Annotated in this window: 24 protein-coding genes, 1 tRNA gene and 1 other RNA gene; 11 read left to right on the forward strand and 15 right to left on the reverse strand. The window is 57.1% G+C overall.

Annotated features, from left to right (window positions below; genetic code table 11):
• The first annotated feature begins 79 nt into the window (after nt 1-79).
• The 6 genes from KJB29_RS17845 to KJB29_RS17870 all read left to right on the forward strand — a co-directional run bounded on the left by KJB29_RS17845 (nt 80) and on the right by KJB29_RS17870 (nt 9,085).
• A complete protein-coding gene (locus KJB29_RS17845) occupies nt 80-616 on the forward strand; it encodes a TonB-dependent receptor domain-containing protein (RefSeq protein WP_281412973.1) in 537 nt (178 codons plus the stop codon).
• A gap of 61 nt (nt 617-677) precedes the next feature.
• Entirely contained in the window at nt 678-1,226 is a 549-nt protein-coding gene (locus tag KJB29_RS17850; RefSeq protein ID WP_215735682.1) for a TOL_0243 family YfiR-like periplasmic protein, read from the forward strand.
• A gap of 9 nt (nt 1,227-1,235) precedes the next feature.
• A complete protein-coding gene (locus KJB29_RS17855) occupies nt 1,236-2,849 on the forward strand; it encodes a sensor histidine kinase, YfiR-like protein-associated (RefSeq protein ID WP_215735683.1) in 1,614 nt (537 codons plus the stop codon).
• 180 nt (nt 2,850-3,029) lie between these two features.
• Nucleotides 3,030-4,673 (forward strand): efflux transporter outer membrane subunit, encoded by a 1,644-nt coding sequence (locus KJB29_RS17860; RefSeq protein ID WP_215735684.1) that lies wholly within the window; start codon nt 3,030-3,032, stop codon nt 4,671-4,673.
• Nucleotides 4,674-4,883: 210 nt separating this feature from the next.
• Entirely contained in the window at nt 4,884-5,954 is a 1,071-nt protein-coding gene (locus KJB29_RS17865) for an efflux RND transporter periplasmic adaptor subunit (RefSeq protein ID WP_343213579.1), read from the forward strand.
• The gene (locus tag KJB29_RS17870) at nt 5,951-9,085 is read left to right on the forward strand and encodes an efflux RND transporter permease subunit (protein WP_215735686.1); all 3,135 of its coding nucleotides are present in this window, start codon (nt 5,951-5,953) and stop codon (nt 9,083-9,085) included. The genes KJB29_RS17865 and KJB29_RS17870 overlap by 4 nt, the downstream gene beginning before the upstream one ends.
• 60 nt (nt 9,086-9,145) lie before the next feature.
• On the opposite strand, the gene KJB29_RS17875 is transcribed toward KJB29_RS17870, so the two are convergent.
• The 6 genes from KJB29_RS17875 to queD form a co-directional block, all read right to left on the reverse strand.
• Nucleotides 9,146-9,430 (reverse strand): putative quinol monooxygenase, encoded by a 285-nt coding sequence (locus KJB29_RS17875; RefSeq protein WP_215735687.1) that lies wholly within the window; start codon nt 9,428-9,430, stop codon nt 9,146-9,148.
• Nucleotides 9,431-9,501: 71 nt separating this feature from the next.
• Nucleotides 9,502-10,188, reverse strand: coding sequence for an RES family NAD+ phosphorylase (locus tag KJB29_RS17880; RefSeq protein WP_215735688.1), 687 nt, complete (start codon nt 10,186-10,188; stop codon nt 9,502-9,504).
• Nucleotides 10,188-10,595, reverse strand: a complete 408-nt coding sequence (locus tag KJB29_RS17885) for an MbcA/ParS/Xre antitoxin family protein (RefSeq protein ID WP_004511403.1) — start codon at nt 10,593-10,595, stop codon at nt 10,188-10,190. Before KJB29_RS17885 ends, KJB29_RS17880 begins: the two co-directional genes overlap by 1 nt.
• A gap of 128 nt (nt 10,596-10,723) precedes the next feature.
• Nucleotides 10,724-11,443 carry a creatininase family protein gene (locus KJB29_RS17890; RefSeq protein ID WP_215735689.1) on the reverse strand — a complete coding sequence of 240 codons (720 nt, stop codon included), beginning with the start codon at nt 11,441-11,443 and terminating at the stop codon, nt 10,724-10,726.
• Between the two features lie 17 nt (nt 11,444-11,460).
• Nucleotides 11,461-12,213 (reverse strand): 7-carboxy-7-deazaguanine synthase QueE, encoded by a 753-nt coding sequence (locus KJB29_RS17895; RefSeq protein ID WP_215735690.1) that lies wholly within the window; start codon nt 12,211-12,213, stop codon nt 11,461-11,463.
• A complete protein-coding gene (queD, locus tag KJB29_RS17900; protein ID WP_215735691.1) occupies nt 12,206-12,574 on the reverse strand; it encodes a 6-carboxytetrahydropterin synthase QueD in 369 nt (122 codons plus the stop codon). Before queD ends, KJB29_RS17895 begins: the two co-directional genes overlap by 8 nt.
• A gap of 168 nt (nt 12,575-12,742) precedes the next feature.
• On the opposite strand from queD, the gene KJB29_RS17905 reads away from it, so the two are divergent.
• Genes KJB29_RS17905 through KJB29_RS17915 form a run of 3 tightly spaced genes read left to right on the forward strand, consistent with a single transcriptional unit; the run spans nt 12,743 to nt 14,407 of the window.
• The gene (locus tag KJB29_RS17905) at nt 12,743-13,108 is read left to right on the forward strand and encodes a hypothetical protein (RefSeq protein WP_215735692.1); all 366 of its coding nucleotides are present in this window, start codon (nt 12,743-12,745) and stop codon (nt 13,106-13,108) included.
• 40 nt (nt 13,109-13,148) lie between these two features.
• Nucleotides 13,149-13,553 (forward strand): CoA-binding protein, encoded by a 405-nt coding sequence (locus tag KJB29_RS17910; RefSeq protein WP_215735693.1) that lies wholly within the window; start codon nt 13,149-13,151, stop codon nt 13,551-13,553.
• A 23-nt stretch (nt 13,554-13,576) separates the two neighbouring features.
• The gene (locus tag KJB29_RS17915; RefSeq protein ID WP_246561946.1) at nt 13,577-14,407 is read left to right on the forward strand and encodes a winged helix-turn-helix transcriptional regulator; all 831 of its coding nucleotides are present in this window, start codon (nt 13,577-13,579) and stop codon (nt 14,405-14,407) included.
• 28 nt (nt 14,408-14,435) lie between these two features.
• On the opposite strand, the gene gpmA is transcribed toward KJB29_RS17915, so the two are convergent.
• From gpmA to KJB29_RS17935, 5 genes are all read right to left on the reverse strand, one after another.
• Nucleotides 14,436-15,179: a 2,3-diphosphoglycerate-dependent phosphoglycerate mutase gene (gpmA, locus tag KJB29_RS17920; RefSeq protein ID WP_215735695.1), complete on the reverse strand. Its 744-nt coding sequence runs from the start codon at nt 15,177-15,179 to the stop codon at nt 14,436-14,438.
• A gap of 88 nt (nt 15,180-15,267) precedes the next feature.
• Complete coding sequence (locus tag KJB29_RS17925) at nt 15,268-18,381, reverse strand: efflux RND transporter permease subunit (protein ID WP_215735696.1); 3,114 nt, start codon at nt 18,379-18,381, stop codon at nt 15,268-15,270.
• Nucleotides 18,378-19,043 (reverse strand): efflux RND transporter periplasmic adaptor subunit, encoded by a 666-nt coding sequence (locus KJB29_RS19445; RefSeq protein ID WP_343213580.1) that lies wholly within the window; start codon nt 19,041-19,043, stop codon nt 18,378-18,380. The genes KJB29_RS17925 and KJB29_RS19445 overlap by 4 nt, the downstream gene beginning before the upstream one ends.
• Entirely contained in the window at nt 18,964-19,602 is a 639-nt protein-coding gene (locus tag KJB29_RS19450; protein ID WP_246561948.1) for an efflux RND transporter periplasmic adaptor subunit, read from the reverse strand. Before KJB29_RS19450 ends, KJB29_RS19445 begins: the two co-directional genes overlap by 80 nt.
• Nucleotides 19,603-19,642: 40 nt before the next feature.
• Nucleotides 19,643-21,142, reverse strand: coding sequence for a TolC family protein (locus KJB29_RS17935; protein ID WP_215735697.1), 1,500 nt, complete (start codon nt 21,140-21,142; stop codon nt 19,643-19,645).
• Nucleotides 21,143-21,482: 340 nt separating this feature from the next.
• Between KJB29_RS17935 and KJB29_RS17940 the strand changes: the two genes are divergently transcribed.
• A complete protein-coding gene (locus KJB29_RS17940; RefSeq protein WP_215735698.1) occupies nt 21,483-22,106 on the forward strand; it encodes an OmpH/Skp family outer membrane protein in 624 nt (207 codons plus the stop codon).
• Between the two features lie 406 nt (nt 22,107-22,512).
• Here KJB29_RS17940 and KJB29_RS17945 read toward each other — a convergent pair whose 3' ends face one another.
• Complete coding sequence (locus KJB29_RS17945) at nt 22,513-22,956, reverse strand: hypothetical protein (protein ID WP_215735699.1); 444 nt, start codon at nt 22,954-22,956, stop codon at nt 22,513-22,515.
• Nucleotides 22,957-23,124: 168 nt separating this feature from the next.
• Here KJB29_RS17945 and KJB29_RS17950 point away from each other — a divergent pair.
• A tRNA-Arg gene (locus tag KJB29_RS17950) sits at nt 23,125-23,201 on the forward strand.
• 21 nt (nt 23,202-23,222) lie between these two features.
• On the opposite strand, the gene KJB29_RS17955 is transcribed toward KJB29_RS17950, so the two are convergent.
• The 3 genes from KJB29_RS17955 to smpB form a co-directional block, all read right to left on the reverse strand.
• Nucleotides 23,223-24,791 carry a c-type cytochrome gene (locus KJB29_RS17955; RefSeq protein ID WP_215735700.1) on the reverse strand — a complete coding sequence of 523 codons (1,569 nt, stop codon included), beginning with the start codon at nt 24,789-24,791 and terminating at the stop codon, nt 23,223-23,225.
• Between the two features lie 337 nt (nt 24,792-25,128).
• Nucleotides 25,129-25,484, reverse strand: a transfer-messenger RNA (tmRNA) gene (gene ssrA / locus KJB29_RS17960).
• A gap of 13 nt (nt 25,485-25,497) precedes the next feature.
• Complete coding sequence (gene smpB, locus KJB29_RS17965) at nt 25,498-25,959, reverse strand: SsrA-binding protein SmpB (RefSeq protein WP_215735701.1); 462 nt, start codon at nt 25,957-25,959, stop codon at nt 25,498-25,500.
• Nucleotides 25,960-25,994: the final 35 nt, after the last annotated feature.

Raw genomic sequence — 25,994 nt, forward strand, 5'->3', positions numbered from 1 at the left:
TACTTCCTTCTGAAAGTCCACCAGCACTGCGGACTCCTCAACCAAAGGCGCTTCAACTAAAAAACGAAAGACTCAAAGATTGCGTTCATTTGACATAGACACCCCTTTTCTCGAAACGTCCCCGGCTCCGCCGCATCTCGTTCTGCCGGGCATACTTTCCAATAATATGCATGGTGAGACCTATGGGGTTGAAGTGGCTGCCGATTGGTCAGCCCTTGAGTGGTGGCGACTCCAGGCGGCATACACTTTATTGGAGATGAGGCTTGGGCTTGATTCCAGCAGCGGCTTCCAAAATAGTTCGAATGACTACCTGAAATTTGTTGAGGGGACAAGTCCACAACACCAGGGCTCACTCCGCTCATCCATGAACCTTGGCAGAAACGTCGAATTGGACCTCTGGGTACGGTATATGGATAACCTGCCGTATTTCGAGATAGACCGCTATGTAACGCTTGATGCACGCCTGGCATGGAAACCAACGAGGAACCTGGAGCTTTCACTCGTTGGCAGAAACCTTGCCGACAATCATCATCCCGAGTTCAAATCAGTTATCATTTCTACCGCCCCCACGGAGGTGGAGCGGAGCTATTACGGGAAAATCACCTGGCGCTATTAGTCGGCAGCAACGCAACCCACATCGAAATCAACCAAGACAACGGATATACAGAAAAGACCCTGTGATCAAGAGAGCTGTCACAATCCTCATCATACTGGCGTGGTGCATACTGAGTCTGCCCACCGTTCAGGCGGAGGAGCGCCTTCCCAGCGAGTACCAGGTCAAGCTGGCGTTCCTCCTCAATTTCGCCCGGTTCGTCGAGTGGCCCAAGGACGCGTTTGCCGATGCCACTTCACCGATCATCCTGGGGATTCTCGGCGACGATCCGTTTGGCACCTCCCTCGCATCGATCAGGGGCAAGACCATTCATGGAAGGAAGGTCCTCATAAACAAATTCAAGGATGTCGACGACATACGAGACTGTCATATCCTCTTCGTCAGCAGTTCGGAAATAAACCATCTTTCGCGTATCATCCCCTTCCTCAGGCAAGCGAAGATCCTTTCGGTCGGCGACATGAGGAAGTTTGCCCAGAAAGGCGGGGTGATAAATTTCGTCGTAGAAAACGATAAAGTCGGCTTTGAAATCAATGTGGATGCAGGGAAACGCGCAGGCCTGCAGATAAGCTCCAAGCTGCTGAGCCTGGCGCGAATCGTTCGCGATTCGCAATAGAGTGCTGGTATGCGGATATTTCGACAAGCGACGATAACGCGGAAAATGATGCTGATCAGCATGGCGACGACCGGCGTAGCACTGCTCATATCCGGGGCTGTCCTGATATTCAATGAGATGGTTTCATACCGCCGCTCCCTGGTGAACAGCTTGACGGTTCAGGCACGGATCACCGGCAGCAACAGTACGGCGGCACTGAGCTTTAACAATCCGAGGGTGGCACATGAAATGTTGGGGGCTCTGAGCGATGCGCCCAATATCGTCCAAGCGACAATTCATACCCGCGAGGGTGAGGTATTTGCCCGTTACCTGCGAACCGGGGAGAGAGTCAAACCGATCTCCCCTCCCCCGAAGAACGGCTACTCTATTGCTGCCAACAGCATTGTTGTGGTCGAGCCCATCATCCTCGACCAGCAGCCGATCGGAACCATACTGATCGAATCGGATCTCAGGGAACTGCATGGACGCTTGGGGTGGTATACAGTGATCATGGTCATCGTCTTCTCGGGATCGCTCTGGGTTGCCTTCCTCCTGTTGTCAAGGATGCAACGGGCTGTCACCAGCCCCATCCTTGATCTGGTGCAGGTAATGGGTACCGTTTCCCGCGAGGGCAACTATTCCGTGCGGGCCTCGGCATGGCATGATGACGAACTCGGCTCCCTGGCGCAAGGGTTCAACGAGATGCTGGTCCAGATCCAGAGCAGGGATAGCGAGCTGGAGTTGCATCGCAGAGATCTTGAGCAAACAGTGACAAGCCGTACGGCGGAACTCGCGGACGCCAACGAACAGCTGCAGCGTGAGCTTGTGGAGCGCCAGCGCGCTGAAGAGCAGCTGCAACGTTATTCCGGGGAACTGCGGGACATCAACGATGAGCTCAAAAGCTTTGCCTATATGGTCTCGCACGATCTTCGGGCACCGCTCATCAACATTAAAGGGTTTGCTTCCGAGCTCGATCTGGCGCTGAAGGACGCGATCCCCCTCCTTGAGCACTCTCTCACCACGCTGAGCGGAAAAGAACGTGAGCAGGTCAGGTGCGCCTTGCAGCAGGATGCACCAGAGGCGCTCGCATTCATCAGCTCTTCGGTCAACCGGATGGATGCGCTCATCAATGCGGTACTGCAACTCTCTTATATAGGGCGGCGAGAAATCAGGCTCGAAACAGTCAGCGTCACAACGATCGTCCATTCAATCCTGCAATCGTTGCGACACCAGCTTGAGCAGCGCAGCGTCACGGTCACGGTCGGCGAGCTTCCGGAAATCATCATAGACAAAATGGCGCTTGAGCAGATCATTGGCAACCTGCTGGACAATGCGGTCAAGTACCTGGCACCGGAACGCCCCGGACGCATCGAAGTCAACGCCTACGAAGAAGCGGATGGGACGACTCTCCGCATCAGCGACAACGGACGCGGAATAGCACCGGGTGACAGGGAGAAGATGTTTGAGCTGTTCCGTCGGGGAAACTGCCCGGATACCGTGGGAGAAGGGATGGGCCTCGCCTACGTGAAGACCCTTGTGCGTCGCTTCGGGGGACGGATCGAGTGCGACTCAAAACCGGGAGTGGGGACAACCTTTAGTGTCTTTATCCCAAAACAATCATATTCAGGGAAGGAGTATCAGTAAGCTCTCCGACGCGCCTCCTTTCTTGACATAAGGGGTATTGTTGCTAGGGTTTATTATCGTCATTCTCAGCCTCGCGTGAAACAGCATTACTGCCGACTGTCACTGCCGAACGACCGCCGAAAGGTGCTACCGTAACCTCGATTCCAGCAGTGAACGGACCAAGGATGGGCTCGTACGGCAATGTTTGTTCAGAGACGTACCACCTTCAGCAATAGCCGGCGTCAGTGCGTAGTGCTGGCAGCCGTCGTGTTCATCCTCTCTGGTTGCATCAAGGTGGGGCCGGATTTTCACCGGCCCGATGTCGCGGTTCCATCTGACTGGACGGAGGCAGGAGAAAACCAGGGGGAAACCGGCCCCGCGGATTATCGCAGTTGGTGGCGGGTATTCAACGACCCGATCCTCGACCGCCTTATTGACCTCGCTTACCGTGAGAACCTCACCCTCAGGATCGCCGGAGCGCGAGTGCTCGAAGCCAGGGCGCTGCTCGGCATAGTGGTCGGAGAGTTTTTCCCGCAGACCCAGCAGGGCTTTGGCTCGGTTCACTACAACAGGACAAGCCAGGGGTCTGTGCAGACCGGCACCCAACAATCTTCCGCCAGCCAAAGCAGCGCGTCGCTCGGAGGTGGCTCAGGGTTATCGTTCTGGCAATCGCAGATCGGGTTGACTGCCAGTTGGGAACTCGATTTCTGGGGCAAGTACAGGCGGGCCATCGAATCGGCCGATGCAAGCTGGCTTGCCTCTGTGGCCGACTACGACAATGCACTTGTGGCTCTTACGGCGGATGTCGCCAATTCCTACATAACCATCAGGACCCTGGAAACACGACTCGACATTGCCCGCCGGAACGCACAAACCCAGAGAGAGAACCTGAACATCGCTGAAGCCCGGTTCAAGTACGGCACAGCAACACAGCTGGATCTGGATCAGGCCGAAACTTCGCTCAATAACACCCTTGCCACGATCCCCTCCCTGGAAGCGCAACTCCGGCAGACGAAACACGGTCTCAGCGTCCTGCTGGGAATGGCGCCGGGTGATCTGTCCGGCTATCTGAATGGCCCTGCCCATATCCCCGTTTCTCCCCCCCAGATTGTGTTGGGCATCCCGGCCGACCTGCTGCGCCGCCGGCCCGATATCCGCGCCGCGGAACACCGTGCAGCGGCCCAGAGCGCCCAGATCGGCGTGGCAAAGGCTGACCTCTATCCCGCTTTCTCCCTCTCCGGCACGTTCGGATTCCTCTCAACCGATATCGGCAGTGCCAGCCTGAGCGACATGTTCAACTGGAGCAGCCGCTTCATACAGGCAGGCCCATCATTCCAGTGGAACATCCTCAATTACGGCCGGATTTCGAACAATGTCCGGCTCCAGGATGCCCGGCTCCAGGAACTGCTCATCACCTACCAGAACATGGTGCTCACCGCCCAGCAGGAGGTGGAAGACAACCTGGTAGCCTTCCTGCGGGCCCGCGACCGGGCCGAATTCCTGGCGCGGAGCACAGCCGCTGCGGCGAGATCTCTCGATCTTGCGGTCCTCCAGTATCAGCAGGGGATCAAGGACTTCACCACTGTGCTTATCGCGCAGCAGTCCCTCTTGAATGAGCAGGACAGCCTTGCCACGACCATGGGCAACATCGCGAGCAGTCTGGTTGGTGTGTACAGGGCACTGGGGGGCGGTTGGGAGATACGGGAAGGAAAAGAACTGGTTCCCCCTGAAATCAGAGAAAAAATGGAACAGCGGACCGATTGGGGAAAACTCCTCGCCCCGGCATCATACAATCCGCCCGTCCCGCCGGAGCGCAAGCCAGGGGTCCGGGGGCCGGACTGGTGACCGTTTTGCCGCGGCATCATGAATAGATCAGTACTGAGCGGAGACATTCGATAGTCTGATACGGGCCAGGGAGGCAATGCGGCTATGTTTCGCGGAATGAAAACCTCTTTCCAACCCTTACATTGCCTTGTGCTCTGGATCCTGCCACTTCTCGCCCTTCTTCAGGCCGGATGCAAGAAGCCCCCGCCGCCCCCTCCCCCGCCCCCGAAGGTGACTGTTTCTCACCCCCTGAAACGTGAAGTTACCGATTACCTGGAACTGACCGGCAACACCCAGGCCGTCAACTCTGTGCAGTTGGTCGCTCGTGTTCCCGGGTATCTTGAGAAGGTCTTTTTCCGGGACGGGCAGATGGTCAACAATGGTCAACCGCTCTTTCAGATACAGCGGAACACCTATGAGTCCGCCCTCAGCCAGGCCGAAGGCCAGGTCATGGCGCTGAGATCGCAGCTTGAATACGCCGAAGGTCAACTGATCCGATACTCCAACCTGTTGCCCCATAAGGCCGCTACCCAGACTGACGTGGACAACTGGAGATACCAGCGGGACTCTGCCAGGGCCAACCTGAAAGCCGCGGAGGCGAATCGGGACCTCGCAAGGCTCAATCTTGGCTACACCCTGGTCTCGGCCCCCTTTAGCGGACGGATCGATCGAAGACAGCAGGACCCGGGAAATCTGGTGGGCTCTGAAACGAACAACACCGTTCTTGCCCAACTCATCCAGATCGACCCCATTTACGTATATTTCACGGTCAGCGACCTGGATCTGGCCCGGATGCTCAAGACAAACAGTCTTCCCGGCGTTGCCAAAACAGAAAAACGCCCGGTTTTTATCGCCCTTGCACAGGAAGAGGGATATTCGCACAAGGGTTATGTCGATTTTGCCGCCACAAGCCTCACCCCTACCACCGGAACGCTGCTGTTACGGGGAGTCTTCCGGAATCCGTCAGGAAGGATACTCCCCGGATTGTACGCGAAGGTCCGCCTCCCGCTGGAGAGAAGGGTCGCCCTCCTGATTCCCGACACGGCCATAAGAAGCGACCAGCAGGGGTCGTACGTGCTGACCGTGAACGGCAAAAATACGGTGGAGCGGCGCGCCGTCAAGACAGGCCACCAGGAGGATTCCCTGCGCGTGATCGAACAAGGCCTTGACGGAAGCGAATGGGTCATCGTCAAAGGGCAGCTGAAAGCCCCCTCCGGAAGCCGTGTAACCCCCCTACAGGAGAATGCGGAGCCAACATCCGCCCCTTCCCGCACCACCGCGGAACCGAAGGTTAAGCCGTGATTTCCCAGTTCTTCATCGAACGCCCCATCTTCGCCAACGTCATCGCGCTGGTCACGGTCATCATCGGGCTGATATTCCTGAATCGCCTGCCAGTGGCCCAGTACCCCCAGATCGTACCGCCGACCATACAGGTGACCGCGCGCTACCCCGGCGCAAGCGCGGAGGTTGTCGCGGCGACCATCGGGGTACCTATCGAACAAGCGGTGAACGGCGTGGAAGGCTCCATCTACATGTCGTCCACCAGCGGGAGCGACGGCTCCTATAGTCTGACCATCACCTTCGATGTCGGAACCGACCTCAACACCTCCCTGGCCCTTGTCCAGAATCTGGTAAACACCTCCCTGGCCCAGCTTCCGGGCGGGGCGCAGCAGCAGGGAGTCACCGTAAAAAAAGTCTCCCCCAACATCCTGCTGGTGGCCAGCCTCTATTCTGAGGATGAGAGATTCGAGGAGATCTTCCTCTCCAACTATGCCGTCATAAACCTGCAAAACCCGCTGGCCAGGCTCCCCGGCGTCGGCCAGGTACGGGTATTCGGCGCTGGTCCGTACAGCATGAGGGTCTGGCTCGACGCCAAGAGGCTCCAGAGCTTCGACCTCACCACAAGCGACATTTTGACCGCCATCCAGAGACAGAACGTCCAGGTGGTGGCGGGACAGCTCGGCGCCCCGCCGGTTCCGGCGAGCCAGAGTTTCCAGTTCACCGTTACCACCCTTGGCCGGCTCTCTGATGTGGGGCAGTTCGAAGATATCGTCGTCAAGACCGCAACCGGCCCGGCTCCGCAGGTGGTGCGGCTGCGAGACGTGGCACGGGTGGATCTGAGCCAGCAGAACTTCAGTAATTACGCCCGGTTCACCGGCCACAAATCAGCCCAGATCGTGGTCTTCGCCCTTCCGGATGCCAACGCCATCGATGTGGCCGACAGCGTTTACAAGGCTCTGGACGGGATGAGCAAGAAATTCCCCGACGGGATGAAACACGCCATCCGCTACGACACCACCAAGTTTGTCAGGGAGGCGATCTCCAGTGTCTACGACACGCTCTTCATAGCCGCATTCCTGGTGCTCTTCGTCATCCTCCTGTTCCTGCAGAACATCAGGGCGATGCTGGTTCCGGCAACCACTGTGCCGGTCACCATCATTGGCGCCTTTATCGCCATGGCCGGACTCGGTTTCACGATTAACCTGATGACCCTGTTCGCGCTGGTGCTGGTCATCGGGATCGTGGTGGACGACGCCATCGTTATCGTGGAAAGCAGCTCATACTATATCGAAAAGGGGCTTGCCCCAAAGGAGGCCACCATCAAGGCGATGCGGGAACTGACCGGGCCGGTGATGGGGATTACCCTTGCCCTGGTCGCAGTCTTCCTTCCGGCGGCCTTCTTCCCGGGAATCACCGGGCAGATATTTCGCCAGTTCGCCCTGGTAATCGCCTCGACGGCTGTGATCAGCGCCATCAACGCACTTACCCTGAAGCCGGTCCAGTGCGCCTTATGGCTGAGGCCGCGCGGGGAAAAACAGCCTAACTGGTTCTACCGGGGATTCAACCGGGCGTTCCAGTCCTTCACCAATGTCTACATTGGGATAGTCTCCCGGATGGTGAAACGACCGGTTCTGTTCGTTGTCATCTTCGCCATCATCGTCACAACCTCGTTCCTGGTATTCATAAATCGCCCCCTCGGCTTTCTCCCCACCGAGGACCAGGGTTACGGCGTCCTGGTGTCCCGCATCCCCGAAGGGGCCTCACAGCCCAGATCGGAGAAGGTGGCGGCGCAGATCAACGAGATTCTCAAAAAGACCTCCGGTGTCGACTTCTGGGTCCACATCGGCGGATTGTCGATCCTGGATGGTGCCAACGTCTCAAACATGTCCACCACCTTCGTCGTTTACAAGGACTGGAGCGAGCGGGGCTCCGCCCTGAACCAGGACAGGATCATAGCGAGCATCAATCGCCAGCTTGCCGAGGTCCAGGAGGCACAGGCGTTTGTGGTCATCCCTCCGCCAATCCGGGGCCTCGGTCAGACTGGCGGTTTCCAGATGATGGTGGAGGACCGGGGGAACGTCGGTCTTGAACGGCTCAAGGATGCCACTGACGAGCTGATGCGAAGCGGCAACTCACGGTCTGAACTGAAAGGCCTCGCCTCCACCTTCAGCCTAAGCAGCCCCCAATTGTACCTGGATATCGACAGGACCAAGGCGGAGGCCCTCCTGGTACCCATGTCGAATGTCTTCGAAACCCTCCAGGCATACCTCGGATCCTCGTTCGTGAACCTCTTCAACAAATACAACCAGGTCTTCCAGGTCTATATTCAGGCCGACAGCCCTTACCGCATCAGGCCCGAGGACATAGGAAAACTCTATGTGCGCAACCAACGGGGAGAGATGGTTCCCCTCGGCGCCCTGATTACTGTCAGGCAGACCCAGGGCCCCGAACTGATAACCCGGTACAACCTCTACCCAACCGCCGCCATTTTCGGCTCCGCCGCCCCCGGCTTCAGCTCCGGCCAGGCCCTGACCCTGATGGAGCGGATGGCCGCCGAAAAGCTCCCTGAGGGGATTGACTTCGACTGGACCTCCACCAGCTTTCAGGAAAAGAAAGTGGGCAAACAAGCCTACTTCATCTACGCCCTCTCGGTCATCCTGGTCTACATGGTCCTGGCGGCCCTGTACGAAAGCTGGACTTCGCCCGCAGCGATCATTCTCGTGGTCCCGATAGCGCTGGTCGGAGTCCTTCTGGCCCTCATCATCCGTGGCTACGACAACAACCTCTATACTCAGGTGGGACTAGTGCTGATGATTGCCCTGGCGAGCAAAAACGCCATCCTTATCGTGGAATTCGCCCGCGACCTCCACCACGGAGGGATGTCCATAGCCGAGGCCGCCATCGAGGCAACCCGCCGCCGGTTCCGTCCGATCGTCATGACCTCGTTCGCTTTCATCCTGGGAGTCGTTCCGCTTGTGGTCGCATTCGGAGCGGGTTCGGCGGGCCAACGTGCCATCGGCACTGTCGTCTTCGGAGGCATGATCTCCTCCACCCTTCTCGCCATCCCGTTCGTTCCGGTGTTCTATGTGGTCTTGGAACGTATGAGTGAATGGGTAGGCAATTGGCGCGCAAAGAAGATCCTGCGTCGATGATTCGTGCGGCTTCAGTCATCACTCACTTTATCGTTTCACCAGATTCCATGGTACCTCGACTCAGATCCCGGTCATTTTATTCACGACCTTCTTGACAAGCTTTCCTTCTATTGCAGAGACATAGTTCCTGAAATGGTCGGTGATCATGTGCTGCTCCAGGGAGGCCATGCTTTCCCAGTTCTCATAAAATATGAACACCCCAGGATCTTCGTTGTCCTGATGGAGTCTGTACTCCATACACCCTCTCTCTCGCCGCGTCGGGTCGATCAGCTTGAGAAGCTCGGCTTTTACCGGTTCGATGAACTCCTTTTTCACTACAACCTTCGCAATAACGGTTACTGCCATGTTTCCCTCCATTTGTGAAATTTATTGGTGGCACCAGGGTCGCAGGTGCCAGCGCTCTCCAAAAAATCCGCCTAAGTGAACTGATGAGAATAAATAACATCTCCAGGCTGCCGCTCAACCTCGACACTCTTTGCCTGATAATCGTAGGTATAGGTCAGATAACAGTTCACCCGCGGGTCATTCAGGATATTCGGGGTGAACGCCACCAGGTTCGTTCCGGCACACCGCGCCGAGGGAGCCAGCAACCCGGGATGCCCTTCTTTGTGCAATCGTTCAGCGATCTGCTGCGTAAAGCTGTAATCATCGGAAACAAGATCCGGGTATCGCTTTTCTTTCCCGACCAGATCTATCAGAACAGCACGGGCGCGGACCAGATACACAGCCCTTTCCCGCACCAATCGCCCCGTTAACCCTTCAACCTGCGATTCCTCTCGCATCATATGGAAGACGGTTTCATGGATGCTGGTCTCCAATTGCAGGGAACCATACCACACGCCGAACGACCCATTCCCATAGCGCGAAAGTAAAAATGGCTCTTTGGTGAACGGGTAGTCAATGGCTGTTGTGTAGTGAAAACCCCTATCGATCAGGCCGATAGGAATTAATTCTTTAACTCTTGCTTCAGCAACGGTCGCATACTGACTCTGGCCCGCCTCGTCGGTGAGATCGTCAAAAAGATCGAGCGATTCACGCAATGAGACGATATTCCGGAATACGTCCCCCTGGAAATCATTGGTTTTTACGAACAGGGCCTTCACTAGAGCCCTCGGTAATAATCGAGATATCGCGCCACCCTGGCGAGCCCGATAATTCCCTGTTCCTTCATAACCGCCAGAGGGGTGAGATTGTTGAATGCGGTGTTGCGTCGATTCACCCAGGAATAACGGATTTCGGGATTGTATGGGTAGAGTAGCCGCAGCGATTTGTGAATAGACAGAAGATAACCGACCCGGTCGAGAGAATCGCGCCCTTCAGGCAAAGCCTCACCTTTTGCATACTTCGCGAGAAGACCGCGGCTCTTTGGGCTAAGCCCCAACAATTCCAGTTGGTCGGCAGTCGACAGCCCCCAATGGGTAAAGAGCTTGATGATCATTTTGGCCAAGGCGCCGCGTGCTTCCGTGCTGTGCAGGTCAATTTCCGACGGTCGAATCTGAGTCAGCAGCATTGTGAGCACCTCCCTTCATGCTCAATACTACACCAGAAATGTGCAATACACAACAAACCGCTTTCCCTTACCCACCATAATCGCCCCGTCCCTGTGCGTTGGATCATGGATAGAAGTCCGGCCCCTGTTCACTCCTGAAACTGTTCCAGTGCCGCAGCAAGTTCGACAATCTTTTTCACGACCAGCTCTTCCAACCGTTTCCCCTTTTCGGCGGTGGCTTTGGCGGGATCGCCCCAGACGCCGTTCGGCCAGTATTTCCTCTTGTTCCGGACCAGGATGCCCGTGGGGAACGAGGGGAATTCCCGCTCTCCCCTCCCCTGCACCAGATGCGGATGGGTGTGCAGAATCCGCGACGTCTCGATTTCGCCGGCATGGGCGTCCCCTTCCGTCTCGATGATCCCCTTCCCTTCCCGGCTGGCAAGCTCGTATTCGGTGACGACCGCAATCCTGATGTCGGGAATCTCCGGTAGAAGCTCCTCGCCGGCGTCCTGAAGGGCCATGCGGTGGGAGCCCCCTGCATGGCCGGTAAGAATGATGAAATTCCTCATCCCCTGCGCGTAGAGCGAGCGAACGATGTCTTTCATGAGGCACTTGAGGGTTGCGGTGGTGATGGAGATGGTGCCGGGGTGGCATGAGGTGGAGCGGCAAGAGCCGTAGTGAATGGGCGGGGCCACGAAGAGCGGAATCTGCAGGGCTGCCTTCTTCCCCACCTCGTAGGCCTGGATGGTGTCGGTGGAAAGCGGCAAATGGCAACCATGCTCTTCAACGGACCCGAAGGGGACGAAAACCGTCCTGGTCCGCTTCAGCCCCTCCTCGAATTCGACCATGGTCATTGTTTCGACGATCACGTTGCTCCCGTCCTCCCTTACAGCTGGGCCATGAACTTGTGGGTCTGGGGGATGATGCGAACTTCATCCAGGTGGCGGCAGGCAATCTCCTGGAATTCCAGCGCCCTGACGGGGTTAATGCCGACTCTCCCCCCCGGTTCGGTGACGGGCTGGAGGATTAGGGGAATATGGCTGTTTATGGCGGCAATCAGTTCACTGGCGCGGATAATTTCCCATTCCTCCGTTTCATCCCCTACGATAATTTTTACAAAGACATTCTTTCTGGCGGCAATTTGAAGAAAACTCCGGTGGTCGTCCCACAGGCCGGTGCTTCCCGAAGTGGAAGGGATCTTGATGTCCATGCCGATGATATCGATATGGTCAATGAGAAGCCCAAGGACCGAGTGCATGGTGCCGTTGGTTTCCAGATAGACGGGAAGGATATTTCTCAGTTCCGGGAGCCAGGCCGAAAGAGCGGTGTGACTGAGAAGCGGTTCCCCGCCGGTAATGCTGATGGAATGGTGGACTCCCGGCCATCCCCGCTGCCATCCGTCGATGAGTGAGACGATGCGATCAAGGGTCACGGGGTTTGGGGTGGGGACGAAATCGCGCCGGCCGGGAGTCTGCTCCACAAGGCAGGGCTCGGCGGTTATTTCAGTGGGGGTGTCGCAATAGTCGCAGGAGAGGTTGCAGCCCCGGAAGCGGACGAAAACCTGCCGCAGCCCTATCAGCATCCCCTCTCCTTGGACAGAGGAAAAAACTTCAGCCAGTTCTGCGGTCGGCTTACTCATAGTAGGTGGCGGCAGCGTTGTCCGACTCCCAGACGGTGATGCTCTCGACCTTGACATTGCCGTCATTGAGCCGCTTGGAAAGCTCCTCGTAAAGGAAGCGGGAAATGTTCTCGGAAGACGGGGAAATTTCCCGGAACGGGGTCAACTCGTTGAGGTATTTATGGTCGAGGGTGCGCAGGATTGCGTTCGTCTCCTGCTTGAGGATTTTAAAATCGATCCCGAGGCCAGCCTTGTCAAGCTCCCAGGCCGTCACGGCCACTTCCACCTTCCAGTTGTGTCCGTGGAGATTCTCGCAGTCTCCCTGGTAGTTGATGAGACAATGGGCAGCGGCAAAAGATGTGTGAATCGCCAATTTGTACATTGGTTGCTCCCCTGTTCAATGATTTCATTAGCAGCTTTTTGAGCGGAGCGATAGTACCATGGGAGGTGCCAAAATGCAAAATATCTCCCTGTTGGCGAGACCTTTCTGTTTACTTGGGTAAGTATGTATGGTTAAATTTCGCATCGATTTGCATGCCGGGAGGTCAACATGAACAGCGAACCCCTTGAAGGGCAAATGGCCCTCTTTGAAACCCCTGCGGAACCGGAAAAGAAGAAGCCCGCTCCGAAGAAGGCTGCCAGGGGGAAAGATTCGGAAACGCCCAAGAAAAAGGAAGTAAAAAAAGTCGTTGCCCGGGAACAAGCAGCAACGAGGAAACCGAGCCAGAAAGCGCGAGGCAAGAGCAAAGGAACGGCCAAGGCCCGCCCGACGTCGGGACTGGTGCCCGAGGGAGATGTGCGTCTCACGGCGAATATCCGCGAGGATCTCCACCTGAAGCTGAAGATTGCCGCGGCACACAAACGGACAACCATCGGTGAACTTATCGAGATGCTGGTTGCAAAGCATCTGAAATGACGGATACTAGTGACCAAAGACGCTTCAGGGAGGAGTGACCATGAATACCAAGGAACAGCTTGATCTCTTTTTCCAGTCAAAGGCCTTTGGCGTTGTCGGCGCTTCGGCGGACCGGCACAAGTACGGCAACAAGGTGTTGCGCGTTTACCAGCAGAAGAACCTGCGGGTTATCCCGGTCAATCCGAAGGAGCAGGAAATCGAGGGAACGGCGTGCGTTCCGAGCGTAACGGATCTTCCGGATGACGTGGAGAGCATCTCGGTAATTACCCCTCCCCCGGTGACCGAGCAGGTGGTTAAGATGGCTGCCCGCAAGGGGATCAAGAACATCTGGATGCAACCGGGAGCCGAAAGCGATGCCGCCGTCGAGGCGTGTCGCAGACACGGCATCAGCGTCATTGCCGACGGGACCTGCATCCTGGTTGTTCTCGGCTATCACGACCATTGATCCTGGAAAGCCGCTTCAGGGAGATGTATTCCTCAGGGGAACTCACCCCGGAGGCTACCATCCTCTTCCGACAGATTGTTTATGGCCACTACCGGCGCCACGGGCGCACCCTTCCGTGGCGTGAAACCCGTGACCCTTACTCCATCCTCGTTTCCGAGATAATGCTTCAGCAGACCCAGGTCGACAGGGTGATAGGTAAGTATATATCATTCCTTTCGGCATTCCCCGATTTCAGGTCACTTGCCGCAGCCCCACTTGACGCGGTTCTTGCCGCCTGGCAAGGGCTCGGCTACAACCGGCGGGCCCTCAATCTGAAGCGGTGCGCCGAAGCAGTCGTAACAGAATATGGCGGCACCCTCCCCTCCACCATCGCGGAACTGGAAAAGCTCCCCGGCATAGGCCACTACACAGCGCGAGCCGTGGCTGCCTTTGCCTTCTCCGTGCCTTCCGTATTCATCGAAACCAACATCAGAACCGTTTTCATCCATCACTTCTTCAATGATTCCGAAAAGGTCCATGACCGCGAGATCGCACCCCTGGTCGAAGGGGCTCTCGATTATGGCAATCCGCGGGAATGGTATTATGCCCTCATGGACTACGGCGCCCACCTCAAGAGGCTCCACGGCAATCCTTCACGACGCAGTGCTCATCACGCAACCCAGAGCCCCTTCAAGGGATCCAATCGGGAACTACGGAGCCTGATACTTAAGGCAATACTGGACAGACCAGGCATAACGCTTGAAGAAATTACGTCTTTTCTGAACAAGCCCCAGGATGCGGTGCTGAGCAACCTGAAGCAGATGGAAGCAGAAGGGTTTATCGCGAAGAGGAAGGGACGACTCTTTATCGCTTGACGCCGGCACCAGGAGTTCAAGGCGATACTTACTTCTTTATCTGATCCGCCACCATCCTGCTTGCCCTGGCCACGTCATCCGGATCGCCGAGATAGTAACTCCTGATGGGTGTCAGGTTATCCGTGAGTTCGTAGACAAGGGGAATGCCGGTGGGGATGTTGAGGTTGACGATTTCGGCGTCAGAGACCAGATCCAGGTATTTTACAAGGGCCCGCAGGCTGTTCCCGTGGGCGGTAATGAGAACCTGTCTCCCCTCTTTCACGGCAGGGGCGATTGTTTCGTGCCAGTAGGGGAGGAAACGGGCGACCGTGTCCTTGAGGGATTCGGCAAGGGGGATCTCTGCGGGTGAAAGCGATACATAGCGGGGATCGCTTCCCGGAAACCGCTGATCGTCTGGAGTCAGGGGAGGCGGCGGGATATCGTAACTGCGGCGCCAGATCATGACCTGCTCCATGCCGTGCCGTTCGGCTGTCTCCGCCTTATTGAGCCCCTGGAGCGCTCCATAGTGGCGCTCGTTGAGTCTCCAGTGGCGATATTCCGGGATCCACATGAGGTCCATCTCCTCCAGGACGAGCCAGAGGGTCTTGATGGCCCGCTTGAGGACCGACGTATAGGCCACGTCGAAAACAAACCCTTCTTCTTTCAGCGTGCGCCCGGCACTGATTGCCTCCTCGATCCCCTTCTCGCTGAGCCCCACATCGGTCCAGCCAGTGAAACGGTTCTCCCTGTTCCAGACGCTTTCGCCGTGACGAAGCAAAACGAGCTTTCTCATGGCATGGCCCCCTTTCAGAAAATCGGGGTCGGCAACCAACCCCACACGCAGGGTAAGTATATACAGGCGTCCGCCGCGCGCAACCGCCCTACCCTGCCGCCTGTCGCTCCTTCCGGGAACTCTGCCCGATCCCGAAACGCGTCTTTACCCACTCCTGCATGCGATCCATATAGTAGTAGATGACCGGCGTGATGTAGAGGGTCAGCAGCTGCGACACGACAAGCCCCCCCACGACTGAAAGCCCGAGGGTGCGCCGGGCCTCGGCCCCTGCCCCGATGCCGAGGGCGATGGGAAGGGTTCCCATGAGAGCCGCCATGGTGGTCATCATAATAGGACGAAAACGGACAAGGGCGCCCTGGTGGATCGCCTCCAGGGGGGGGATCCCATCACTGCGCTGGGCCTCCAGGGCGAAGTCGATCATCATGATGGCGTTCTTCTTGACTATGCCGATCAGCATGATAAGGCCCACGAAACCATAGAGGTTTAGCTCCTTGCCGAAGAGCATGAGGGTGATGAGCGCCCCGAAGCCGGCTGAAGGCAACCCCGACAGGATGGTGATGGGATGGATGTAGCTCTCGTAGAGGATGCCGAGAACGATGTAGATAACAACAATCGCCATGATAATCAGAACCGTGAGCCCCGTGGTGGACTGCTGGTAGGCCTGGGCAACCCCCTGGAAGCTTGTGGTGAAGGTGGCGGGAAGCGTCTCGCGGCTCACCTTTTCGATGGCTGACACCGCCTCGCTCAGGGGGGTGTCGGGCCGCAGGTTGAAGGAGATGGTGACCGCCGGGATCTGCCCCAGATGGTTCACCGACAGGGGGCCGAGGGTGCGCCGCAAGTTTGCCAGGGTATTCAGGGGGACCAGTTCCCCCTTCTGGGAGCGTATATACAGCATGGAGAGGGCTGTCGGATCGGTCTGATATTGGGGCTCCAACTCCAGAATCACCCTGTACTGATTGTCGGGGGCGAAGATGGTGGTGACCTGCCGCGCACCGTAGGCATAGTACAGTGCGTCCTCTATCTGATGGGCGGTGACCCCGAGGGCCGATGCCTTGTCCCGGTCGATGTCCAGCTGAACCTGTGGATTCTGAAGCTGAAGGTCGCTCGTCACGTCCAGCAGCAACGGCACCTGCTTCAGCTTTGCCTCCAGTTCGGCCGCACGTGCGTAGAGATCCTCGGTGTCGGGACTCTGGAGCACGAACTGATACTGGCTTTTCGCCAGCCGGGCCTCCAGGCGGATCGGCGGCGGGTTCTGGAGGAACATGACAATCCCCGGCACCCCCATGACCTTGGGGCGCAACTGCTGAATCACCTGATCGGCGTTCAGCTTCCGCTCCTGGCGAGGCTTGAGGCGGATGAACATGAAACCCGAGTTGGACGACACACGGCTCCCCGAAGCCCCTGCCGTTGACATGAACGCCTCCACGTTCGGGTCCTGGAGCACGATGGCCGCCAGTTGCTGCTGCTTGGCCTTCATCTCCTCGAAGGAGATTCCCTGGGCCCCTTCGGTCATGGCAAAGATGGCACCGATGTCGTCGCTCGGCAACAGGCCCGTGGGTACCTTCGTGAAGAGCCAGATGGTGAGGAGCGTCAAGACCAGCGTGCCGGCCAGCACCGTCCGGCGAAGTCTCAGGACTCGCGCCAGGGTCACTTCGTAGAAGCGGTACATGCCGTTGAAGAACCGTTCCATGAAATTGTAGAACCGGCCGTGGCGCTGCTCGCCATGGGGACGGAGGAAGCGGCTGCAGAGCATGGGGGTGAGCGAGAGGGAAACGAAACCGGAGATGAGGATTGCCAGGCTGATGGTGACGGCGAATTCGTGGAGGAGTCGACCGAGCATCCCCTGCATGAAGAGAACCGGAATGAAGACTGCCACCAGCGAAATGGTCATGGAGACGATGGTGAAGCCGATCTCCCGGGAGCCGCGCAACGACGCCTCCCTGGGGTCCTCTCCCTTCTCCAGGTGTCGAACGATGTTCTCCAGCATGACAATGGCGTCGTCCACCACGAATCCCACCGAAAGGGTCAGCGCCATGAGGGTTATGTTGTTGACCGAGAACCCCATCAGGTACATGGCTGAAAAGGCTCCGACGATGGAGAGCGGCAGGGCGAGGCTCGGAATCAGTGTGGCGGGGAGGTTGCGCAGAAAGAGGAAAATCACCAGGATGACGAGACAGATGGTGAGCATCATGGTGAACTTCACGTCGGCCACCGACTCCTTGATCCCCCCGGTCCGGTCGAAAAGGATGTTCAGGTCCACCGAGGCGGGGAGTTGCGAGCGGAAGTGGGGAATCAGCTCCTTGATATGGTTCACCACCTCGATGGTGTTGGTGCCGGGCTGGCGCTGGATGGCGAGGATGATGGCGCGGGTCTGCTTGTACCAGCCGGCAACCTTGTCGTTCTCCACACTGTCGATGACCTTGCCGATCTCGCCGAGGCGGACCGGCGAACCGTTGCGGTAGGCGACGATGAGCGGCTCATACTCCTTGGCGCTATAGAGCTGGCCGCTGGTCTGGATCGTGAGGGCCTCGTGCTTTCCCTGGAGGGTGCCGGTGGGGAGGTTTACGTTTCCGCGCTCCAGGGTCTGGGCCACCTCGTCGATGCCGATCTTGCGGGCCGCAAGCGCCTTGGGGTCCACCTGGACCCGCACCGCGTACTTCTGGGAACCGTTGACCTGCACCGAGGCCACGCCGTTGACCATGGAAATCCGCTGGGCGATCATGGTTTCGGCATAGTCATTGACCGTTGACAGGGGAAGCGTCGGCGAGCTGAGAGCCAGATAGAGAACTGCCTGGTCCGCCGGGTTAACCTTCTGGAACGACGGTGGAGCCGGCATGTCCTGGGGGAGCTGGCGTTGGGCCCGGGAGATGGCTGCCTGGACATCCTGGGCAGCGGCGTCGATGTCGCGCTCCAGGGTGAATTTGATGGTGATGCGGGACGTTCCGAGACCGTTGGTGGAGTTCATGGAGTCCACGCCGGCTATGGTGGAGAACTCCCGCTCCAGGGGGAGCGCTACCGACGCGGCCATGGTGTCGGGGTTGGCGCCGGGAAGGCTGGCGGAAACCTGGATGGTCGGATAGTCGACGGTGGGAAGGTCGTTGACCGGCAGCTTGCTGTAGGCGAGGAGACCGAAGAGCATGACAGCCAGCATGACGAGGCTCGTCATGACCGGCCGCCGGATGAAAACCTCGGCGATGCTCATGGTTGCTGGCCCTTGGGCTGGCCAGAAGCTTGCCGGGGTTTTGCCGGTCCCTGGTCCCTGGTCCCCGGTCCCGGTTTTTCCGTCACCCTGGCCTTGGGCGTGAGCCTCATCTGGCCGTCGGTCACAACCCTTTCACCGGGTGCGAGCCCCTGTTCGATAATGGTGACCCCTTCGTAGGCAATGCCCGGGGTGACCTGACGGATTTCTACCGAAGAGTCAGCCTTTACCACAAAGACATAGGGACCGCTCTGGCCGGTCTGAATCGCCTGGGTCGGGACCACAATCGCATTGGGCCTGGCCGCGAGGGTCACAACCACGTTGGCGAACTGCCCAGGCCAGAGGCGACGTGCCCTGTTCTCGAAGGTCCCCTTGAGTTTGATGGTGCCGGTGGCCATGTCAACCGTGTAGTCGAGGAAGGAGATCATCCCCTGCTCCGCCGGCCCGGCGTCGTTGGGAATGGTCGCTTCCACCGCCAGCTTTCCTGCAGCCATGCGGCGCTTGACCTCGGCGAGGTCCTTTTCGGGAATGGAAAACGTCACGTAGACCGGCGTTATCTGGTTGATAGTGACCAGGGGGGGGTTCTCATTGGCCTTTACAATGTTCCCCGCATGGACCGCCAGATTCCCGGTGCGGCCGGTCAGGGGGGGAGCGGATGAAGCAATAGGAAAGCTCCACCTTCGCGTTCTCGACGGCGGCCCGGTCGGCGGACACATCGGCGGCAAAGGCCTCGGCCCTGGTCCGGTACTGCTCGTACTGCTCCGAAGTCACGATGCCGTCCTTCACCAGTTGGGCGTAGCGCTCCGCGTCCTGCCGGGCGTTCCGTGCCTGGACGAGGTTACGGGAAAGATTGGCTTCGGCTTTCTTCACCGCTGCCTGATAGGTGCGCGGGTCTATGGCGAAAAGGAGGTCACCCTTTTTCACGTCCTGTCCCTCGGTGAAATGAATCTTCAACACCTCGCCGTTCACCTGTGCCTTGACGGCCACGGTGGCGTAAGGCTCCACGTTGCCGATGGCCTTGATCTGGACCGGGACGGTCTTTCGCTCAACCGTGGCGATCGCTACCGGGACCGGCGGCTTGGCAGCAGGTTTCTGCTCTTTCTTGGCGCAGGCGACAAGTGTGACAATGAGGGAAAAAGCTGCCCCATGCACGATCAGTCGGCGGGCATGACGGGACAGGATACCGCTCCTCGACGGGTCACGGGGCGAGAGAGATAGATTCATGGTGTATCTCCGGTGGGTTTGGAGCGATTAGAGGATGGTTTCAGTTGTGGGCGTGCCGCTCGTAGAGGGAATCACCCTCCGTGTCCGACAACTGAACCCCTGTCCGGTCGAGGATTTCTCCCGTGGTCCGCCAGAGCTGGGTTATGGCATCGGTGTACCCAACCAAGGCATTGATCTGGTTGATCTTGGCCGCGGCCAGATCGTTTTCCACATCGAGTACATCCTTTGTGGTGGCAAGCCCCACTTCGTTCTTCTTGATGAAGGACCGAAGCCGCTCTTCGGCAAAGGCCCTGCCCCGCTCGGTAACATCAATTTGCTTGTATCCCGACTCCACCCCCCGGATGGCGGCCTTGACATCGTTCTCCACATTCGCTTCGAGGCTGCGCACCTGGGTCCTGGCTTGCTCCAAGCGGAGCTTGCTTCTGATGTAATCGTTCTCGGCGGCATTGTTGCCCAAGGGGTACGCGAACTGCAATCCTACGCCCCAGACCGGATAATCAGCCGAACCGATCTTTTCCATATCCCGGTTGTAGTGGGAATCAAGGCCGGTCAGCGCAGCGCTGGCGCTCAGGTTCAGGTCGGGAAGCGTCCTGTTGTGGGCCACCCGCATTTCAAGCTCCCTCGATTTGAGGGCGGCCAACTGCTCTCTGATTTCGGAGCGATTGTCCAAGGCGCGCTTGACCATCTCCTTCTCGTTGACGGCGAAAGGTTCTTTCGTCGGCATGTCAACCGGGACAATCTCGTCCCTGCCCGGAAGCTGCAGGAGCACCCTCAGCACGTCATTCTGGTCGCGCACCGCCTTTTCCGCATCGATCAGATCCTTCTCCCGACTCGCCACCCCGAACTCGGCATTAAGGATCTCCATGGCAGGCAGAACCCCCGCCTTTACCCGAGCCTTGGTGTCGTCGAGAATCTTCCGGGCCAGGAGCAAAGAGGTTGTTTTCACCTCCAGATCCCCGCGCAGGCTGTAGAGCTTGAAGTACTCATTCCTCACCCGCGCAACCGTGTCGGAAAGCGTGGTCCTGAAGCGTTCCAGGGACTCCCCCTTGCTGTTTCGCGCCACCATGATGGCAAGCTCGGTCGGTTCCCTTCCGAAATTTTTCAGCAACGGCTGGGTAAGGTTCACGGTAAGGTCGGAATTCCAGTAATTATTGAATGATCTCGTAGAATTATTGCTGTTGTACGTGTTGTTGAAGGTCAGCCCGAGGGTTCCGCCTATCGGTATGAGCTGGCTTACGCCGGGATTGATATCGAAGGTTTTCTGCCGGTTAGTGAGACTGCCGGTGAGAAATGAGCTGGCCGGTTCAGTAACGGAATAGTTGAAATCCGTGGTCAAACGGAGGGTTGTATCGTAAATCCCTTCGTTCTTCCGGATATCGGCCTGGGCCATGGCGGGATTGTAAAGCTCGGCTTTAACGTCAAGATTCTTTTCGACGGCACTCCTGACTGCCTCCGCAAGGGGCAGTGAGATCTGGCCTTCCGCAGCCGAAGCTGGGACCGCGGCAAGACAGAGGCACAGGGCAGCACAGATCCTTTTCATTCGTCAATTCCTCCTCAAATGGCCATCGAGCAGCGCGTTTGTTCCCTTTTGGGGTCGAACGGTTTTCTTCTTCCATTATCAAATAAACGATAGAGCCCTGCAAAACGTTGAAAAATATTTTCACATCCAATCAACATTGATGGCACGGCACAACTACCGTCGTTATGTTCACTAAAATCCCCCCCCTGTCAAGGCGAAAGTTGGCGTGTTATCCCAACGTTGTACAACTCCTTCTTACATCGGGGGAAATGTGCATAACATACGGTTTTGTTTGCCTGAATTGTGCAAACCGCGTATCTTCGTCCCGTGATGCAGTTCAACATTTCGCAAGAGGTGCCCTATGAAGCCAATCGCCAGCATTGCCCTCCTTCTCTGCCTCGTCTCCTTTTCCGCCATGGCAGAAGAGTCCCCAAAGGTTCTCCCGCAACCGGCCGCCGAACCGCCAAAGATTCTCCAACCAGCCCCTGAACCACTTAAAACCGCCGAACCCCCAAAGCTCGCAGAGCCATCACAAGCCCAACAGCCCGTGAAAATCGGTTACGTCGATTTATCGAAAATTGCCACTGACTCGGCTCCCGGCAAGGCAGCAAGTGCCAAGATGAAGGAGAAAACCGAGAAATACCGTTCACAGATTGCCGCACGGCAAAAAAAGCTCGAAAACATGAAGAAGGATATTGAAGCAAAGCTACCCAGCCTCACGCCACAACAACGGCAGGCAAAGGTAAAGGAATTGGAAAAAAAGGTCGGAGAATATCAGAAGTACGTTCAGGACGCCGAGAAAGCGATGCGGAAAACAGAGGGAGAGTTGACAGAATCAATGTCCAAGGCTATTCAGAAGGCTGCTGACGATTACGGCAAAGCCAACGGATTTGCCGTAATCGTACCGAAGCGTGACCTGCTCTATCTTGGCGATAAGGTCGATGTGAAAGATGTGACGGACGATATATTAAAAAGCATCCGGTAAGTCTCTCCTGTTTGCGGGAGACATCGCACTGCAAACAAGCGGGGGGCACCGGATACCAGGTGCCTCCGCTTGTTTGCAGATCATAGAGGCCATTTTATCGTTTGTGGTGTCCCCCACCAAGGATGTAGCCGGTAAGAGCTCCAGCCGCGCCACCGAGAGTAGCTCCGACCGCGGCATTTCCTCCAGCGATTCCTGTAAGCAGGGCACCGCCCGCTGCACCGATGGCGCCTCCGCTTAATGTGCGCTGCTGGGTTGGCGTCATCCCCGCACAACCAGCAGTTACCGAAACCAAGGCAGCTATTGCGATAAATCTTTTTGGTTTCATAAGATATCTCCTTTGTGTCAACGCCACGCACGAACTGTTTGGCGATGCCTTATCGTTGAATATTCATTCCTCACTATCATCCTACTCCTTTGTCCCCTCAACAAAACCGGCCTTTATCCTCGGATTGACAATCCTGTCCCAAAGAACTTTCATCACCGGTTCATTCAGTGAGCCAGGGTTTTCTTTGTAGTATTCAGTGATCATTCCGGTGATTTCATTCATGGGGATTCCGGACAATCCTTCAGCCATCTTCGCCGCAAGTCCTGCTTTCTTCAGTTCCGGCCGTTGCTCCGCGGCTTCGCGTTCCATCGTCACGACATGCCCGATCCCCCAGATGAAAGCAATCCTTTCACTGGCAGTCATGGCTTGCCAGACCTCTCCATCCAGGAGGGGCATTTCCTTAAGGCTTGCACTGGTATCAGTCACGGGTTTCTCTTCGGCTGCCCTTGCGTCATTGTAAGTTCCAGCCGTTGCCCCCACTAACGCCAGCACACAGCACACGCATACAAGTTTCGGTAATTGCATGGTCTTCCTCCCTTCCTCTATCGTGTTTCATTACGGTTGTTGCGTTGACTTTCTCCGGATTTCCTTAAGATTAATCCTCAAGTTCTGGTAACAGTCGCCGATACGTGGTATAGATCAGAGAAAGCATTTTTTTCATTTGCCCCCGTTACGGGGGCTTCTTTTTGCAATGCGCCCGTAGCTCAGCTGGATAGAGCACCAGGCTTCGAACCTGGGTGTCGGGAGTTCGAATCTCTCCGGGCGCGCCACCCCCCTTCAATATCTCCCCGTCATTGCGTCTTCAAGAACTCCGTCAGCGCATACTTATCTTCCGCAGAAAGATCAGCGCCGAAATAGTGTCCCTCGTTTTCGATGAGATCCGGGCAAAGGTTGTCGCCGCTTGCGGGGTCGATATTGGCGAACGCGGCAACAGGAGTCCCGGCCGGGAGCGTCACGACACCGGACGGAGTCGGAAGTTGCACGACATCATTGGTTCTCAGGATAGAGCCGGCTTCGTCCCGCTTATCCGGATTCAGAAGCAGTTCCATCGCATTCTCATAGGCTGCGATCCGACCGGCAACTGACGGGTCGCCATTATAGAGGCCCAGCCTGTCGTTGTGGAAGAAGGGGGCGGTCGCCCAGATGCCGACAAGCGGCATGTCGCGGTAGAAGCCGGGGCCGCCGGTGGGCCGCTCCTTGTACTGGTCCGAAGAGAACGCTGCCCAGATGCGCCCTTCCATCCAGTTCGTCGTGCGGGCACGGCAACTGTTCGTGCCGATTTCCGAGTAAGGATGGATCAGATCGTCGGTGAGAACATTGTGCGCTACTGACTGGTCTCCGTCCGAGTGGCACGATCCGCACGCGTTGAAGAAGACCCGCTTTCCCTTTTCAACGACCTTCCAGTCGACAAGACGAGGGCCATCCGGCGCGTTCACCAGGCGCGGAGAACGGGGAGTCTGGAGAAAGGCACAGAGCTTACCGACAGCCCTCTCCGCCTCCACGAGATCAGGACAGACTTTCCTGCACTCGGCAAGATCAATGGGAGTTTGACTCCCTCCCGGTCCGTTGGCGAGGTGCCCGACCATGCATTCCGCAGCGCACATGCCGATGTTGAAGTAAACGCGGAGCGCAGCTGCTTCGCAGCCGGCATCATCTTCACCTCCCTGCCCGTTGCGATGGGCACGGACAGGAACACCGCCAACTGTGACATCAAAGAACGGACGATCCGGAACATCCCAGATCGGCGTGATCATTCCCGGATTGTTGATGTGATCATTTTCCAGAACCGTCGTGTCCACCGTGCCGGGCGCCCAACTGGAAAACACCTGATAGCGTGGGTCATGGGGCGAGAGGTGGACCCTGAAAATTTTCCCGATATCCAGATACTGATTTCCTATGGTGGGGTGGATGTTTTCAGCCTTCGGATGGTTCGGGTCAGCGGGGGGATGATTGGGGTCAAATCCGGCATGGCAGACGGCACAGGTAACGCCGATGAGAGGAGCGCCTCCTGAAGGATTGGGGAACTTGCGGATTCCGATCACGCCCGCGGACCCTGGATCTGCACACCGGTCATAGTTGCCGGTCGAGGCGTCACCAGGAGTGCAGTCCGGATCATTGATGACCCCGAACTCGTTGAAGCGGGTGTCGCGGGGCCAAGTCAGCATCTGGTCAAAACCAAGCGGGAGATTGAAGGGAGGATTGGGGAGGATAAGGCTGAAAAATCGTTCACCGCCGAAAGTGCTTTTAAACCAGATGTCACGCCCCGCCGCCACGTTCTGTGTATCTTTCGCGAAACATGAAACAGCTGAAATGAACAGCGCAGCAGTCAATATCGCAATGGCTAATAATATTCTTGTCACGTTCATCCTCCTTGGACACAGGGCTCCTGCCTGCGGAGTTTCTTGGCCTTCCTGGCCAGACGTGATGCTCAAACAACCTCTCTTCCCGTCACCTCCTTCCTCAATTTGAGTTATGTAAACTTCGGACAGGGGTTCGACTCCCGCCACCTCCACCAACCTGTACCTTACTCTCCAAGGCAATTTACTGGGCAAGTTTATACCGAGCTGTCAGGTATGCAATGGTTCGGAAACATTATCCCTCCCTTACAAAACCATTACATCTGCCCTCAAGAACAACAAAAAGCCCTCGATTTCCCGAGAGCTTTTTGACTACTCCGGACTATGCCGGATTATGAATTGGTGGAGGTGGCGGGAGTCGAACCCGCGTCCGAAGATCATACACAGAAGGCGTCTACATGCTTATGCCAGGATTTGATTTAGCCGCCCGACTCTCCCCTGGCAGGGATTTCCGGGAAGCGATCCCGCTAAAGTTTCGCCTTGGGGCCACAGGCACTCCCCTTGACTATCCCACTAAAATAACGATCCATCTTCACCCGTGGGAGAGGCTCGGCGGATCGGTAGCAGGGTATTAAGCTGCTACAGCGTAGTCGTAATTATCGGCGTGTAATTCGCCCCGGGCTTTTTAACGAGGCCAGCCCGGACCTCGGCATGCAACCTTTAGTTTCCTATCCCCGTCGAAACCTGTACACCCCCTTGTAAACTCTCGTCAGTTATTCTTGCTTCTTTCCCTGAGGGCTTGGGCCATCTCCCTCGACTGGTCCTTCTTCTTCATGTCCTCGCGCTTGTCGTACAGCTTCTTCCCTTTCGCAAGACCCAGTTCCACCTTGGCGAGGCCATTCTTGAAGTAGAGGCGGAGCGGCACGACCGAGTATCCCTTTTCGCGAATCTTGCCGAAGAGCTTTTCGATCTCGCTCTTATGCATCAGGAGCTTGCGCAGCCTGTCGGGGTCGTGGTTCTGGCGGTTGCCGAAATCGTAAGGGTTGATATGGAGATTGTGCAGAAAGATTTCACCGTCACGGACCAGGGCGAAAGAGTCGTTGAGATTCGCCTTCCCCATGCGGAGCGATTTTACCTCGGTCCCTTTCAGGACCATTCCCGCCTCGAAGCGCTCTTCGATGAAGTAGTCGTGAAACGCTTTCTTGTTGTTACAGATCAGCTTTTCTCCCATGAAATGGATAGTAGCAGATATGGCGAGATCATTGC

The organism is Geobacter grbiciae, assembly GCF_018531165.1.
In the GTDB taxonomy this organism is placed as follows: Bacteria; Desulfobacterota; Desulfuromonadia; order Geobacterales; family Geobacteraceae; genus Geobacter; species Geobacter metallireducens.